This is a genomic window from Massilia genomosp. 1, from assembly GCF_011682185.1.
In the GTDB taxonomy this organism is placed as follows: Bacteria; Pseudomonadota; Gammaproteobacteria; order Burkholderiales; family Burkholderiaceae_D; genus Telluria_A; species Telluria_A rubra.
Genome location: NZ_WHJF01000085.1, coordinates 1 through 15,468, shown reverse-complemented (window position 1 = coordinate 15,468; position 15,468 = coordinate 1). Strand labels below are relative to the sequence as shown.

The following is a 15,468-nucleotide window of genomic DNA, read 5'->3' as shown; positions in this document are numbered from 1 at the left end:
ATGAGCACTCAAGAAAACAAGCCGCTGGTCGGCATCGTCATGGGTTCCTCGTCGGACTGGGAAGTCATGCAGCACGCCGTCAACATGCTCAAGGATTTCGGCGTGCCCTTCGAAGCCCAGGTTGTCTCGGCCCACCGCATGCCCGATGAGATGTTCGCCTACGCCGAGAGCGCCCGCGCGCGCGGCCTGCGCGCCATCATCGCCGGCGCCGGCGGTGCCGCCCACTTGCCCGGCATGATCGCGGCCAAGACCATCGTGCCGGTGCTCGGCGTGCCGGTGCCGTCGCGCTATCTGTCGGGCAAGGATTCCTTGCTGTCCATCGTGCAGATGCCAAAGGGTATTCCAGTGGCCACCTTCGCCATCGGTGAAGCGGGTGCGGCCAACGCGGCGCTGGCCGCCGTTGCCATGCTGGCCTGCACCGATGACGCCCTGGCTGCGCAACTGGAACAATTCCGCGCGCGCCAGACGGCCGCCGCCAAGGCATCGGTATTGCCGGTATGACGCAACAGCATTCTCCGTCGCAACGCGCATTTTTGCCTCCGGCCCGGCTCGGCGTCATGGGCGGCGGCCAGCTTGGCCGCATGTTCGTGCATGCCGCCCAGGCCATGGGTTTCAAGGTGGCCGTGCTGGAAGCGGCGCCCGACAGTCCCGCCGGGCACGCCGCCGACAGCCTGATCGCGGCCGATTACAGCGACCCGCAGGCGCTGGCCCAGCTGGGCCAGTCCTGCGTGGCCGTGACCACCGAATTCGAAAACGTGCCTGCCGACAGCCTGCGCCTGCTGGCCACGCACGCCTTTGTCGCCCCCGGCGCCGATTGCGTCGCGATTGCCCAGGACCGGATCGCCGAAAAGCGTTTCCTGGCTGGCTGCGCGGCCCGTTCCGGCGTGCCGCCGGCGCCGCACAAGACCATCGCCGCGCTGGACGATATCGACAGCATCGACGACTCGCTGCTGCCAGGCATCCTGAAAACGGTGCGCATGGGTTACGACGGCAAGGGCCAGGCCGTGGTCCGCACCCGTGACGATGTGCGCGCGGCCTTCAATGGCATGGGCGGCGTGACGTGCCTGCTCGAAAAAATGCTGCCGCTGGCCTACGAAGTGTCGGTCCTGACCGCGCGCGGCGCCGATGGCGAGTCGGTGGTCTACCCGATCGCCGAAAACGTGCATCGCGAGGGCATCTTGTTCACCACCACCGTGCCCGGCCCGAATGTGTCGGCCGCCAGCGCCGCCAGGGCGCAGCAGGCCGCCAAAGTCATCGTCGACGAACTGGCCTATGTCGGCGTGCTGTGCATCGAATTTTTCGTGCTCACCGACGGTTCGCTGGTGGTCAACGAAATGGCGCCGCGTCCGCACAACAGCGGACACTACACGATGGACGCCTGCGTCACCAGCCAGTTCGCGCAACAGGTGCGCGCCATGGCGCGCTTGCCGCTGGGCGAGGTGCGCCAGCATTCGCCGGCCGTCATGCTCAACTTGCTTGGTGACATCTGGTTTGCAGACGGTTTGGATACGCCGCTTGAGCCGGCCTGGGCCGAGCTGCTGGCGCTGCCCGGCGCCTGCCTGCACCTGTACGGCAAGGAAGATGCGCGGCGCGGCCGCAAGATGGGCCATGTGAGCTTCATCGCCCCGACCCTGGCGCAAGCGCAAAGCCAACTGGCCGCCGCCTGCGCCATTCTCGGGATCGCGGCATGAGCGACGTTGCGCTCGACCTGGCCGCCATCGACGCGGCCGCCCGCCTGCTCGAACAGGGCAAGCTGGTGGCCCTGCCAACCGAGACCGTCTACGGCCTCGGCGCCGACGCCGAAAACCCCGACGCGGTTGCCCGCATCTACCAGGCCAAGGGCCGTCCGCAAGACCACCCGGTGATCGTGCATGTCGCACCCGATGCCGACCTGGCGTATTGGGCGACGGACATCCCGGCCGAAGCCGGGCAACTGGCGGCCGCTTTCTGGCCCGGTCCCCTGACCATGATCCTCAAGCGCGCCGCCAACATCCCGGACGCCGTCTCGGGCGGCCAGGATACGGTCGGCCTGCGCTGCCCCTCGCACCCGGTCGCCATTGCGCTGTTGCAAGCGTTCAAGGGCGGCAGGGGAGGGGTGGCGGCGCCCTCGGCCAACAAGTTCGGCCATGTCAGCCCGACCACGGCGCGCCATGTCATCGACGAGTTCGACGCCGACGGCACGGTTGACGCCGTGCTCGACGGAGGGCAGAGCGCGGTCGGGATCGAGTCGACCATCGTCGACCTGTCGCGCCTGGCCACCCACGGCCCGGTGCTGCTGCGTCCCGGCCACATCAGCGCCGAAGCGATCGCGGCGGTTATCGACGCCATGCCGGCCGCGCTTGATGCGGCCGCCCCGCGCGCTTCCGGCACCCTGGAATCGCACTACGCGCCGCACACGCCGGTGGCCATGCAGGCCAGTGCGGAACTGGCCGATACCCTCGCACGATTGAATAATGCGGGAAAGAAAGTAGCTTTGATACACTACTCGCACTTCCCGGATGTGTTCGCTGAGATTCAGTTACCCACAAGCCCGGAAGGTTTCGCACACGCACTGTATGCGGCGTTGCGTGCGATGGATACGGCCGGGGCCGACCTGATTCTGGTCGAAGCGCCGCCGCAGGACGATGCCTGGCTGGGCGTAAACGACCGTTTGCGCCGCGCAGCGCATGGCTCGACCGGCATCGTACACGGCCTGCTCAACCACGAACCCTTTTCCTGACGGACTAAAACCATGCGCCTCGCTTTCGCTGCTCTCCTCACCCTATCATTAACGGCTTGTGGAGGCGGCGACGACGCGCCCACGCCGACCCCGACTCCGACCCCGACCCCGACGCCCACCCCGACGCCCACCCCGGTGCCGACGCCCACGCCCACGCCCACGCCCACGCCAACGCCGGCCGCGCGCGGCAGCGTCATCGGCGGCGGCGCGGCCGTCATGCCGGTCAGTGCCAACGGCGCCAACGTCACCACCCTCGACCCGGCCGTGTTCGGCAAGCTGCTCGACTCGCTGCAGGTGGGCACCACCGCCATCACGGGCGAGCTCAAGTGTGCTGTGACGACCTACAAGGTGCGTTACAACACCGTCGGCGGCGCCAACGAAGCGACCGACGCCAGCGCCGCCATCATGGTACCGTCCGGCACGAACCCGGAATGCAGCGGAGCGCGCCCGGTGCTGCTGTACGCGCACGGCACCTCGGCCGAACGCAACTACGACATGTCGACCCTGGCCAACACCGAGTCGCGCCTGGTGGCCGCCATGTTCGCCGCGCGCGGGTTCATTGTGGTGGCCCCCAACTACGCCGGCTACGCCGATTCCACCCTGGCCTACCATCCCTACCTCGACGCCGCCCAGCAATCGAACGACATGATCGACGGCCTGCGCGCCGCGCGCAGCGTGTTCGGCGCCCTCAAGACCGCCGACTCCGGCAAGCTGTTCCTGACCGGCTACTCGCAGGGCGGTTACGTGGCCGTGGCCACCCAGCGCGCCATGCAGGGCCTGGCCGGTGAATTCAAGGTCACTGCCGCGGCCGGCATGTCCGGTCCGTACGCGCTCGGCCAGTTCGGCGACGAGATGTTCAACGGCAAGCCAGGCAAGGGCGCCAGCGGCTTCCTGCCGGCGCTGATCAATGCCGGCCAGCGCGCGGGCGCCGGGGTGTACGCCGCCTCCAGCGAGCTGTACGAAGCCCCGTTCGCGGCCGCCGTCGACCAATTCGCCAGCGGCGCCATCACGGTCGAAGCATTGCTGAAAACCCCGGGCTGGCCCGACAACGCCCTGTTCGCCAAGGATTCGCAGCCGCAAGCGGACGGCTACGGCGATTATTTCGGCGCCGGCAACCTGTTCAAGACCAGCTATCGCAACGCCTACCTGGCCGACCTCAAAGCCCATCCGTGCAACGTCAGCGCCGGCGCACCGCTGGCCTGCGCCCCCGAGCATCCGCTGCGTAAGCTCTTCGTCAAGAACGACCTGCGCACCTTCGCGCCGGGCGCGCCGCTGCTGTTGTGCGGCGGCCATGAAGACCGTACCGTTGCTTACAGCAACACGCGCGCCGCGGTCGACTATTTCCGCGCCGGCAGCGGCAGCGCGCTGGTCACCGAAGTCGACCTCGACGACACCCCGGGCAGCACCGATCCTTACCGCTCGGCCAAGGCCAACTTTGCCACCGCCAAGCTGGCCGTCAAGCTCAACGCCATCAAGAGCGGCGACTCGGGCGACCGGGCCGTGGCCGACACCTACCACGCCGGGCTGGTGGCGCCATTTTGCCTGAGCGCCGCACGCGGTTTCTTCAACGCCGCGCTCGCGCCTTGATGGGTGGCTTAAGCGCGCCTTAAATGTCCGCACGGTTGCCGGAACGATTGATATAATCCGGCAACTTTTTTATGGCGTGATCTGTTGCGTCCAACTGACGTTTTACCAATGTGTTTTCCTATACAAGTACGGGGAAGACTGGCATATTAGTTGGGTAGGGAAAAGCACGGCCGTTCGTTTATAACAATTATACAAATTTCACCAGGAGACACAATGCGTCACATAAATTTTGCGCTGACTTTGCTCACCGCAGCCGTCCTGACTGCCTGCGGCGGCAGCGAGACCGGCAACCAGGAACTGAAAACCAAATTCTCTTCCCAGGTTTCGTTCGGCGACAGCCTGGCCGACCTCGGCACCTACAACGTCGGCACCGTCAAATTGTTGGGCGGCGGCAAGTACACCATCAATGGCGACGGCACCGCCACCAATCCTGCCCTGAGCGGCAAGAACTTCACCGAATACCTGGCGGCCCAGTTCGGCCTGCCGGCGCCATGCCCGGCCCAGACCGGCCTCGACGGTGATGCCAGCCTCGGCTTTTCGGTCGCCGTGGTCAGCAATAACGCCTGCCTGAGCTATGCCCAGGGCGGCGCGCGCGTCACCAATCCGGTCGGCCCTGGCAACAAGGCTACCGGTGCCGCGATCGGCCAGCTGACCGTGCCGGTCGTCACCCAGGTCGCCAATCACCTGTCGCGCAACGGCGGCAAGTTCAAGGGCGATGAAGTGGTGATCGTCATCGCCGGCGGCAACGATGCGCTCGAATTGCTGGCCGAATTGTCGGTCCACGCCAAGGAAGCCGGCGCGGCCGAAGGCGCCAAGGTGGGCGCCACCAGTTTCGCCACCAACTTTGCCGGCCAGCTCGCGGCCGGCGCCACCAATCCAGCCGCTGCCGGACAAGCCATCGGCGGCGCCATTCTGGTTGCATCGCAACTTCCTGGCGCCAACGACCAGAGCATCATCGGCGCCGCCGTGCAGGCTGCCGTCGCCCAGGGCAACCTGGCGGCCGCCTCGCAAAGCGTGTACCTGCCGATGGCCGCCAAGGCCAAGGCTGCGGCCACGGCCGATGGCGAAGCCGCCGGCGCCAAGGCTGGCGCCGCTTTTGCCGCCGCCGAAGGCCCGAAAATGATCGCCGCCATGGGCGTGGCGGGTGACGAACTGGCCGCGCTGGTCAAGACCCAGATGGTCGGCAAGGGCGCCAACTATGTGGTTGTGAACAACCTGCCCGACCTGGGCCATGCCCCGGCTTCGACCAAGCCGACCTCGCCGCAAGCCTTGATCATCGCCATGGTCGACAACTTCAATGCCCACCTCAAGGCAGGCGTGGCCAGCGAAGCGAAGGTCCTGTACGTGGACTTGTGGGCCATCAGCCACGACCAGATCATCAATCCGGCGCCGTATGGCCTGAGCAACACCAAGCAGGCCGCTTGCGCTGTGAACAAGCTCGGGACCACCTCGCTCGGCTGCAATGTCGCGAACACGATCGCCGGCGACGTCAGCCGCTACATGTTTGCCGACGAAGTCCATCCGACCCCGTTCGAAAATTCGCTGATCGCGAAATACGTGGCAGAGCAGATGATCGTCAAAGGCTGGCTGTAAGCCGACCGCGCACATAATAAGAACCTGGAGAAAAAATGAAATTACGTATGAGTAGTGTCGGCAAGGCAGTTGCCGCGGCAGCCGTGATGGCAGTCGCGTCGGGCGCATCGGCGCAGTCGGCCGGCCAGTGGACGGCCAAGGTCGGCATCGCCGAAATCACGCCGAAGGTCAAGAGCGGCGACGTCAGCGCCCCCGCGCTGCCCGGTACCAAGGCCGACATCGGTTCCGACACCAAGCCGATCTTTTCGTTCTCGTACAGCCTGACCGATAACGTCTCGGCCGAGCTCGACCTGGGCATGCCGTTCAAGCACACCCTGTATGGCGACGGCGCCATCAAGGGCACGGGCGAGCTGGGCACGGTCAAGGCACTGCCGCCGACTTTTTTGGTGCAGTACCGTTTCTTCAAGCCGGACGCGATGCTGCGTCCCTACATTGGCGCGGGCGTGACGTACGCGTATTTCGCCAAGGAGACCGGTTCCGGCCGGCTGACCGCGATCAGCGACATCGGTGGCCCGGCCACCACCTTCAAGGTCAAGAACAAGCTGGCCAGCAGCCTGCAGGCCGGCCTGGTGTACAACATTAACGACCGCTGGTTCGCGGACGTGGCGTACATCAAGAGCTTCCTGAAGACCAAGGTCGATTTCTCGTCAGGCCAGACGCAGGACATCACGCTCGACCCGCAGGTGATCAGTGTCGGGATTGGCTACAAGTTCTGATGAAAAAACCCGCTTCGGCGGGTTTTTTTTGGGCCGTGCGCCGCGCTTATCGCAGCAAGCCGAAGGGGTTCGCCACCTTGACCGAGGCACTTTTCAAGACCTCGACGGCAATCCCAAGTTCTTCCCATGAAAAACTCAGTTCGACAACGTGCGTCGTGGTCTTGCACAGGTCCGGGGCAATGCGCATAATTTCCAGGGCCAGCGTGATTTTTCCCGCCGTGCCTTTGGTAAAGCGGATTTCAAAGTCTTTCTTGTCGGTGCAGCCGGTCGACGTGACCCAGATGGTCAGGTATTTCTCGTCGAAGCGCAGGCCGTGCAAGCGTTCCAGGGCATCTTTTTTGGCAATCATCGTGTCCATATCTACTCCATTGCAATGTTCAGGTCAGCCGGGACGGCCCTGATAGCAAATCATAGAAAAGCCCGCCGTCCAGCGCTTAAGCTGCGTCACGCTGCGTCCACTTGGCGCGCGATGGCCCGCAGGACGATGGCACGGGCGGGGCGACGATTTCTGGTGCAATAATGTTGCACAAAGATTATTTGTGTTGCTTTGTGAGCATTTCATAAGGTATCATCGAGCGTTTTGCCTTATTCAAATGAAGGATGATGGAGATGAACGTTCGCGAAAAAGCCATGGTGAAGCTGGCGGGAGGCTCGATCGGCTTTGCCATCTTGTATTCGATCCTCCTGAAAAACGGGCTGGGCGATTCGGGGTCGGGATCGCGTCTCAAGATGATGGCCGTGGCGGTGCCGGGTGCTTTCCTGCTGGCCGGCCTGATCGAACTGGTGACCGGCGCGCCCTTCCAGCAAGTGTCGTCGCACTGGGACAGCCTGCAGGGCTGGCAGCGCGGTGTGTTGGGAATCGTGATTGTGATCGTGTCGGCCATCGTCCTGATGGGAGCGATGGTGATGTTTGCATAAAAGGGGCAGGGTGCCGTGGCGGGTAAGCGCCCGCCCCGGCTGGCGGGGCGGGCGCGGTGTTGCCGACGCGGTGTTGCCGACGCGGTGTTGCCGACGCGGCGTTGCCGACGCGGCGTTGCCGACGCGGCGTAGCCGATGTGCTTACTGGAAGGCCTGGATGCCGGTCTGCGCACGTCCCAGGATCAGCGCATGGATGTCATGCGTGCCTTCGTAGGTGTTGACCACTTCCAGGTTGACCATGTGGCGGATCACGCCGAACTCGTCCGAAATGCCGTTACCACCCAGCATGTCGCGCGCCACGCGGGCGATGTCCAGCGACTTGCCGCAGGAATTGCGCTTCATCATCGAGGTGATTTCCACCGCCGCCGTGCCGGCATCCTTCATGCGGCCCAGTTGCAGGCAACCTTGCAAGCCGAGCGTGATTTCGGTCTGCATGTCGGCCAGTTTCTTTTGCACCAGCTGATTGGCCGCCAGCGGACGGCCGAACTGCACCCGGTCCATGGTGTACTGGCGCGCGGTGTGCCAGCACGCTTCGGCCGCGCCCAGCGCGCCCCAGGCGATGCCGTAGCGGGCCGAGTTCAGGCAGGTGAACGGACCCTTCAGGCCGCGCACGTCCGGGAAGGCGTTTTCTTCCGGGCAGAACACATTGTCCATCACGATCTCGCCGGTGACCGAGGCGCGCAGGCCGAACTTGCCGTGGATCGCAGGCGCCGACAAACCGGCCATGCCTTTTTCGAGCACGAAGCCGCGGATCGCGCCTTCATCGTCCTTGGCCCAGACGACGAACACATCGGCCACCGGCGAATTCGTGATCCACATCTTGGAACCGCTCAGGGCGTAGCCGCCGGGAACCTTCTTGGCGCGGGTGATCATCGATCCCGGATCGGAACCGTGGTTCGGCTCGGTCAGGCCGAAACAGCCGATCCATTCGCCGGTGGCCAGTTTCGGCAGGTATTTCTGGCGCTGTTCTTCGGTGCCGAATTCATGAATCGGCACCATCACCAGCGACGACTGTACGCTCATCATCGAGCGGTAGCCCGAATCGATGCGCTCGACTTCGCGCGCGATCAGGCCGTAGGCCACGTAGTTCAGGCCCGGGCCGCCGTACTGTTCCGGAATGGTCGGGCCGAGCAGGCCCAGTTCGCCCATTTCGCGGAAGATGCTCGTGTCCATGCGCTCGTGGCGGAAGGCCTCGAGGATGCGCGGGGCCAGCTTGTCCTGGCAGTAGGCGGCGGCGGCATCGCGCACCATGCGTTCATCATCGCTCAGCTGGAGGTTGAGCAACAGCGGGTCGTCCCAGTGAAATTTGGCTTTGCTCGGCGCATCGGATCGGGTCATGGCGGTTCCTGTCTCTGTTTTAGTATTGGAAATTGGAAAATGGTGCGAATGGCTGGGTCAACCAGACTTGTATAGACTGCTTTTTGGGTGTCTGGATTTTACCGCGTTTGGGTGCTGCCGAATTGGCCGCCGTGAAAAATGAGCGAGGCTTGCGGATGCACCGCGCATTCTTCGACTTCGCCCACGAAAATCACGTGGTCGCCTTCGGGATAGCGGCTGCGGTTGTGGCACTCGAACCACGCCGACACGCCCTTCAGGATGGGCTGGCCGGTGCGCGAGAGTTCGTATTCGATATCGCCGAACGGGTTTTCGCTGCGCTTGGCGAAGCGTTGCGCCAGGTGCGCCTGGTCGGCGCCGAGCACGTTGATGACGTAGTGCGAATTGCCGCTAAAGATAGGCAAGCTGTTGGCAACGTTGCCGAGGCTCCACAATACCAGCGGCGGGTCGAGCGAGACCGAATTGAAGGAGCTGGCCGTCAGGCCACGGAAAGTGCCGTCGGCCAGGCGCGTCGTAATCACGGTCACGCCGGTGGCAAACTGCGACAGTGCCTGGCGAAACTGCGCCGTGTCGAATGCGCGCGAATCGGCGCGGGGTGAGCTAGTGTTCATTGTTGCCCTGTGGTTTATGACATTATGCCAAATTTTGGCGCCATCGGGCTTTTCCGACGCAGCCGGCCGCATCGATTGCAGGTGCATGCGGGGGCGCTTTGCGTTACAGTGATTCTTATATCTGTCCGTAACCGGAGCGAGCAATGAAAAACCAATCTGCGACCCAGGTGGCCATTCTGGGCGGCGGCTGCTTCTGGTGCCTGGAAGCGGTCTTTCTGGAAGCGCGCGGCGTGCTCAAGGTCGAGTGCGGATACATGGGCGGACCGGAAGATCAGCCCACCTACGAGCAGGTGTGCGCCGGGGCCACCGGCCACGCCGAAGTGGTGCGCATCGTGTTCGATCCGGGCGCCGTCGATTACCGCGACCTGCTCGAAGTGTTTTTCACGATCCACGATCCGACCACCGCCAACCGCCAGGGCAACGACGTCGGCGCCCAGTACCGCTCGGTCATTTTCGTCGATTCGCCCGAGCAGGAAGCGACCGCGCGCCAGGTGATCGCCCAAATGGCCTGCGTCTGGGACGCGCCCATCGTCACCGAGGTGCGGCCGGCGTCGACCTGGTACAGGGCCGAGGACGAGCACCAGAATTACTTCAGCCGCAATCCGCTGCAAGGCTATTGCGCCCTGGTCGTGGCGCCCAAGGTCAGCAAGTTCCTGGCCACCTTCGGCGGGCGCCTGGCATGAGCCTCGCCGCCGCCCGGGAACGCCGATGAAGGTCGTGATCGTCGACGACACGCACATCAACCTGGTGCTCATGTCGCGCCTGCTGGAAAAGCTCCCGGATGTCGACACGGTGGCCTTCCAGTCGGCGCCCGACGCGCTGGCCTGGTGCCGCGCCCATCCCTGCGACCTGCTGGTGCTCGACTACATGATGCCGGACCTGAACGGGCTCGATTTCATCGCCGCGCTCGGGGGCGAGGCGCGCGAGCGCCCGCCGGTGCTGATGGTCACCGCCAGCCAGGAGGTGGAAGTGCGCCATCGCGCGCTGGAAAACGGCGCCAACGATTTCCTGATCAAGCCGATCGACAAGATCGAATTCTTGGCGCGCACCCGCAACATGCTCGAACTGCGGCGCGCCACCCTGGCCCTGCAAAGCCGCGCCAGCACGCTGGCGGGCGAAGTGGACAAGGCCACCGCCGAACTGCGCGCGCGCGAACAGGAAACCATCCTGCTGCTGTGCCGCGCTTCCGAATACCGCGACCCCGAAACCGGGGCCCACATCCAGCGCATGGCCCATTACTCCTGCCTGATCGCGGCCGAACTGGGCCTGTCGAACGAGGAGCAGGCATGCATCCTGAACGCCGCGCCCATGCACGATATCGGCAAGGTCGGCACGCCCGACCACATCCTGCTCAAGCCGGGCCGCCTCACGCCCGCCGAAATGGACATCATGCGCCAGCACGCGCTAATCGGCTACAACATCCTCAAGGCCAGCGAAGCGGGCATGCTGCAGCTGGCCGCCGTGATCGCCCACACCCACCACGAGCGCTTCGACGGCCAGGGCTACCCCAACGGCTTGCAGGGCGAGGCCATTCCTCTGGTCGGGCGCATCGTCGCCGTGGCCGACGTATTCGACGCCCTGACCAGCGTGCGCCCGTATAAAACCGCCTGGAGCCTGGACGCCGCGCGCGCCTACCTGCTTGAGAACAGCGGCAGCCATTTCGACCCGCAATGCGTGGACGCTTTGCTGCGGCGCTGGCCGGCGGTGCTCGAAATCCGCGAGCGCTTTCGCGACGGCGCGCGCCAGGACGCGGCGTAAGGGCCCATGCGGCACAAGCGACTGCTGCGCCAGCTGCGGCGCACGCTCGGCGTCCACAGCGAACGCGCCTTGCAGGAGCGCCTTGGCGGCTTGCGCGCGCTGGGCGATGCGCCCCTGGCCGAGGGCTTGAGCGCCTTGCTCGACGCCGTCTCGCGCAGTTACGAAGACGCCGAGCGCGACCTGCAGGTGCGCACCCGCATGCTCGACATCAGCTCGGCGGAACTGAACGGCGCCAACGACCAGTTGCGCGCCGAAGCGGCGCGCCAGGGCGAGGTGCTGCGCGCGCTGCAAGCGAGCCTGGGCCGCCTGGCCATGCCGGCCGCCTTCACCGCTGACGAGGGCGCCGCCGATGACGCCGATGATGACCTGCTCGGCCTCACGCGCGCCCTCGAACAACTGGTGCGCCAGCGCGAAAGCGCGCGCGAGCTGACCGAGCAGATTCTCGACCAGCTGCCCATCCCCGTATTCCTGAAAGACCGCCAGGGACGTTTTGTCCGCTGCAACCGCCAGTTCGAGCAGTTCGCGCAGCGCACCCGCGACCAGATCGAGGGCCGCACCATCGACGACATCGGCCCGCGCACCTGGGCCGGCCTGACCCACGAGGAAGATGAACGGGCCTGGCGCAGCGGGCGCATGGTCAGCAGCGAGCGCCGCCTGGCGCAGCGCGATCCGCCGCTCGACCTGGTGCTCAACCGGGTGGTGATCCGCAGCGGCGGCGAGCCGTACCTGCTGGGCTTTTCGATCGATGTCAGCGAACAGCGCGCCGCGCGCGACGCCCTGCAGCACGCGGTCGAATCGGCGCAGGCGGCCAGCCGCGCCAAGAGCGAGTTCCTGGCCAATATGAGCCACGAAATCCGCACGCCGATGAACGGCATCCTCGGCATGACCGAACTGGTGCTCGAATCGCAGCTGGAACCGCAGCAGCGCGAAGACCTGGCGCTGGTCAAGGGCTCGGCCGACGCGCTGTTGACCATCATCGACGACATCCTCGACTTTTCCAAGATCGAAGCGGGCAAGCTCGAGATCGAAGACGTCCTCTTCGACCTGGGCGCGCTGGTGCGCGACACCGTGCGCTCGCTGGCGCTGCCGGCGCGCCGCAAGGGGCTCACGCTCGATTGCCAGCTGCCGCCGCACCTGCCGCCGGCGATGAAGGGCGACCCGGGCCGGCTGCGCCAGGTGCTGATCAACCTGCTCGGCAACGCCATCAAGTTCACCAGCGAGGGCGGCGTGACGCTCGGCGTGAGCCTGCGGCGCGTGCTGGAACAGCGCTGCGACGTCGAATTTTCGGTGCGCGACAGCGGCATCGGCATCGCGCCCGAGAAGCAGAAACTGATCTTCGACGCCTTTTCGCAAGTCGACGGCTCGACCACCCGCCAGTACGGCGGCACCGGCCTGGGACTGACCATCTGCCGCCGCCTGGTGATGCTGATGCAGGGCGATATCGCCGTCAGCAGCGAGCCCGGCATCGGCAGCGTCTTTCGCTTTACCGTGCCGCTGGGGCAGATGGCGCACGCCGTGCCGCAGGTGCGCGGCGCGCTGCCGCAAGCGGTGGCCGCGGCGCCGGCGGCGCCGCTGTCGAAGGCGGGCCGCCTGCATATCCTGCTGGCCGAAGACAACCCGGTCAACCAGCGCCTGGCGCTGCGCCTGCTGGAAAAAATGGGCCATCGGGTGACCCTGGCCGACAACGGCGTCGACGCGCTCGAACACGCGCTGCACGGCGGCGTCGACCTGGTGCTGATGGATGTGCAGATGCCCGCCCTGGACGGCCTGGCCGCCACCCGCATCCTGCGCCAGTGGGAAGCGTCGGCGCCCGACGGCGGCCACCTGCCGGTGGTGGCGATGACGGCGCGCGCGATGCAGGGCGACCGCGAACGCTGCCTGGAGGCGGGCATGGACGATTACCTGTCCAAGCCGGTCGACAGCGCGCGCCTGCGCGAGGTGGTGGCGCGCTTTCATGGCCGCCAGGCCGGCGCGGTGCTCGATTGGAACGGCGCCATGCTGCGTCTCGATGGCGACTGCGAACTGCTGCTCGAACTGGCCGCGCTGTTCATCGGCGACGGCCCGCAACTGCTGGACGCGCTCGAGCGCGCGCTGGCGGCGGGCGATCAGGAAGCATCGCAGCGCGCCGTGCATAGCCTGCAGGGCGTGCTGCTCAACTTCGGCGCGCAGCGCGCGATCGCCTGCACCGAACGGCTGGCCGCGCACCTGCGCAACGGCGGGCCAGGCCTGCTGGCGCCTGCGCTGATGCACGACCTGGCCGCCTCCCTGCACGACGTCTACGCGGCGCTGGGCCAGCACCTGGGCGGCGCCTGAGGCCTTGCCGGCAGATTGCCTGCATCAATTCCTGATTCCGCTCCCCATTTTTTCGATGGCCGGTCCGCGTGTCGACGCCGCCCGGGGCCGTTTGTCGCCTGTCGATTCGGATAGGGGAGGCCCTATACGAAGCGTCAGGTACCCCGTCATGGCGCTCGGCTTATGCTGACTCCCGACTGCTGATCGTTGCCGACCCCAGGGAGCCTCGAACAAGCTGCCGCGCGCCGTCATTGTCGCCCTGCGATGCCCGCCGTACCTTGGTATGGCCGCGCTTCCCGGACGACACGTGCGCCGCCCGCTGCGGTTTCTCGATGCCCCCCGGCAGTCGGTCCCGCCGCCGGTCGCAAGCAATTTTTCTCAACGCGTCATTGTTGATTTTTTTCAAATCCAGAGGAGTACACGGACATGAATGAACAAGGCTTGGTGTTAGCGCTGAACGACGATCAGATTCGTCAAATTCACGCCCTTAGCGGACAACGGATGACGTCGATCCGGATCGTCCCCGACTTCCCTGGCGTGCAGGGTGGGCAGGGCGCGCAGTCGGTGCAGGGCTATCAGGGCGCGCAGGGATACCAGGGGCCGCAAGCTTCCGCCGGTTTCCAGGGGACGCAGGCCGTCATCGGCCCGCTCGGCTTCCAGGGCTCGGTCGGGCCGTTCGGCTTCCAGGGGCCGCAGGCGGTGGCCGGCTTCCAGGGACCGCAAGGTTTCTTCGGACCGTTCGGTTTCCAGGGCGCGCAGGGACCGGCGGGCTTTTTCAACCCGTTCGGCTTCCAGGGCAGCCAGGGCCAGCAAGGTTACCAGGGGCCGCAGGCGGTGTTCGGCTTCCAGGGGCCGCAAGGCTTCGTCGGGCCGCTCGGATTCCAAAGCGTCGTCGGGCAGCAGGGCTACCAGGGGCCTCAGGGCACCTTCGGTTTCCAAGGTGGACAGGGCTTCCAGGGACCGTTCGGCTTCCAGGGCCAGGGCTTCCCCGGCCAGGGTTTCCAGGGCTTCCCGGGGGCGCAAGGATATCAGCGCTACTAAGCTGACCCGGTAGCGGCGCTTCCCCATGGCCTGGGTGCTCTGGCATTGCCCAGGCTATGTTTCCAGCGTCTCGCCGGGCGGCGCGGCGAGCGTCAGCAAGGTTCTTCTTCACCACCACAAAGTCAACCAGGGAGCTTTATTGTGAATTCATCAGAGGTATTTTTTCCGGCCGGATGGCTGGCCCTGAGCAGCGAGCAGTCGGCGCAGATCAAATCGGCGCTGGGCAAGGATGTCAGCGCCGTTCCCGTGTATAACGTCGTGGCACTGGCCGGAAATAGTGGCTACCAGCCGCTCAATGTGGTGCCGGGGCTGGCCTGCCTGGTCGTGCATGAGGGCGCCCGGCAGCAATTCGGGGCACAGGACGCGTCGTTGCGGGCGCTGCCGGACGACATCGGACGCGAATCTGGCGGATCGACGTTTGGCAGGGACGCCAGGCCGATGACGCACCAGGGCGACGACGAGGCCGCCAAAAACGCCAAGCTCAAACAAAAGTAAGCGGGCCGTGCCGGGGCGGGATTGGCATCGCGCTACATGGAAGTTGATCCTTGCCCCACGCCAGGCGCCTTGCGCACGTCCGGGGAGAGTGGCTTTCAGTCAAGGTGAGACTGTGCCCGTAAGATCGATCAGCGTGTCGTAATGTCCTCTCAGCTCCAGAACCAGTTCATCGAAGGTAAAGCAGTGACGATGCTGACTGTTAATCACGGTGAATTTTCTGCGCCACTCGATCTGCTCAGTTCGCGTGGTCTGGGCCGATCGTGCAATGAGCGCCAAGCGTAACTGTTCAGCCCCTATGAAGGGATATCAGAAACCTGAAAATTTTTCTTAAAAGACGTGCAAAAACGGTAACTGTTTAGCCTGAGCGAGCACGTGCCAGAGTTGTTCGTTTCTTGAAATCGGT

The 15,468-nt window shown here is 65.3% G+C and carries 15 protein-coding genes; 12 read left to right on the top strand and 3 right to left on the bottom strand.

Annotation, left to right across the window (positions count from 1 at the left end):
* From purE to F1735_RS24860, 6 genes are all read left to right on the top strand, one after another.
* Positions 1-501, top strand: coding sequence for a 5-(carboxyamino)imidazole ribonucleotide mutase (purE, locus tag F1735_RS24885; protein ID WP_167239429.1), 501 nt, complete (start codon positions 1-3; stop codon positions 499-501).
* Positions 498-1,691: a 5-(carboxyamino)imidazole ribonucleotide synthase gene (locus tag F1735_RS24880; protein ID WP_167239428.1), complete on the top strand. Its 1,194-nt coding sequence runs from the start codon at positions 498-500 to the stop codon at positions 1,689-1,691. Before purE ends, F1735_RS24880 begins: the two co-directional genes overlap by 4 nt.
* Positions 1,688-2,719 carry an L-threonylcarbamoyladenylate synthase gene (locus tag F1735_RS24875; protein WP_167239427.1) on the top strand — a complete coding sequence of 344 codons (1,032 nt, stop codon included), beginning with the start codon at positions 1,688-1,690 and terminating at the stop codon, positions 2,717-2,719. The genes F1735_RS24880 and F1735_RS24875 overlap by 4 nt, the downstream gene beginning before the upstream one ends.
* A gap of 12 nt (positions 2,720-2,731) precedes the next feature.
* A complete protein-coding gene (locus tag F1735_RS24870) occupies positions 2,732-4,306 on the top strand; it encodes an alpha/beta hydrolase family protein (RefSeq protein ID WP_167239426.1) in 1,575 nt (524 codons plus the stop codon).
* Between the two features lie 213 nt (positions 4,307-4,519).
* Positions 4,520-5,899 carry an SGNH/GDSL hydrolase family protein gene (locus tag F1735_RS24865; RefSeq protein ID WP_167239425.1) on the top strand — a complete coding sequence of 460 codons (1,380 nt, stop codon included), beginning with the start codon at positions 4,520-4,522 and terminating at the stop codon, positions 5,897-5,899.
* A gap of 35 nt (positions 5,900-5,934) precedes the next feature.
* Positions 5,935-6,615, top strand: coding sequence for an OmpW/AlkL family protein (locus F1735_RS24860; protein ID WP_187364349.1), 681 nt, complete (start codon positions 5,935-5,937; stop codon positions 6,613-6,615).
* A 46-nt stretch (positions 6,616-6,661) separates the two neighbouring features.
* On the opposite strand, the gene F1735_RS24855 is transcribed toward F1735_RS24860, so the two are convergent.
* Positions 6,662-6,973, bottom strand: coding sequence for a hypothetical protein (locus F1735_RS24855; RefSeq protein ID WP_167239424.1), 312 nt, complete (start codon positions 6,971-6,973; stop codon positions 6,662-6,664).
* Between the two features lie 251 nt (positions 6,974-7,224).
* Here F1735_RS24855 and F1735_RS24850 point away from each other — a divergent pair, with 251 nt between their 5' ends.
* The gene (locus F1735_RS24850; RefSeq protein WP_167239423.1) at positions 7,225-7,533 is read left to right on the top strand and encodes a hypothetical protein; all 309 of its coding nucleotides are present in this window, start codon (positions 7,225-7,227) and stop codon (positions 7,531-7,533) included.
* Positions 7,534-7,674: 141 nt separating this feature from the next.
* Here the strand turns inward: F1735_RS24850 and F1735_RS24845 are convergent, their stop codons facing one another.
* Both F1735_RS24845 and F1735_RS24840 read right to left on the bottom strand, forming a co-directional pair.
* Positions 7,675-8,871 (bottom strand): acyl-CoA dehydrogenase, encoded by a 1,197-nt coding sequence (locus tag F1735_RS24845; protein WP_167239422.1) that lies wholly within the window; start codon positions 8,869-8,871, stop codon positions 7,675-7,677.
* A gap of 98 nt (positions 8,872-8,969) precedes the next feature.
* Positions 8,970-9,479 (bottom strand): flavin reductase family protein, encoded by a 510-nt coding sequence (locus F1735_RS24840; protein WP_166898065.1) that lies wholly within the window; start codon positions 9,477-9,479, stop codon positions 8,970-8,972.
* 143 nt (positions 9,480-9,622) lie between these two features.
* On the opposite strand from F1735_RS24840, the gene msrA reads away from it, so the two are divergent.
* The 5 genes from msrA to F1735_RS24815 all read left to right on the top strand — a co-directional run bounded on the left by msrA (position 9,623) and on the right by F1735_RS24815 (position 15,065).
* Positions 9,623-10,162: a peptide-methionine (S)-S-oxide reductase MsrA gene (gene msrA, locus F1735_RS24835; protein WP_167239421.1), complete on the top strand. Its 540-nt coding sequence runs from the start codon at positions 9,623-9,625 to the stop codon at positions 10,160-10,162.
* Between the two features lie 25 nt (positions 10,163-10,187).
* Positions 10,188-11,237, top strand: a complete 1,050-nt coding sequence (locus F1735_RS24830) for an HD domain-containing phosphohydrolase (RefSeq protein WP_167239420.1) — start codon at positions 10,188-10,190, stop codon at positions 11,235-11,237.
* Positions 11,238-11,243: 6 nt separating this feature from the next.
* Positions 11,244-13,550, top strand: a complete 2,307-nt coding sequence (locus F1735_RS24825) for a hybrid sensor histidine kinase/response regulator (protein WP_229505941.1) — start codon at positions 11,244-11,246, stop codon at positions 13,548-13,550.
* Between the two features lie 480 nt (positions 13,551-14,030).
* Positions 14,031-14,570 carry a hypothetical protein gene (locus F1735_RS24820; RefSeq protein WP_167239419.1) on the top strand — a complete coding sequence of 180 codons (540 nt, stop codon included), beginning with the start codon at positions 14,031-14,033 and terminating at the stop codon, positions 14,568-14,570.
* A gap of 141 nt (positions 14,571-14,711) precedes the next feature.
* Positions 14,712-15,065: a hypothetical protein gene (locus F1735_RS24815; RefSeq protein WP_167239418.1), complete on the top strand. Its 354-nt coding sequence runs from the start codon at positions 14,712-14,714 to the stop codon at positions 15,063-15,065.
* The last annotated feature ends 403 nt before the right edge of the window (positions 15,066-15,468 follow it).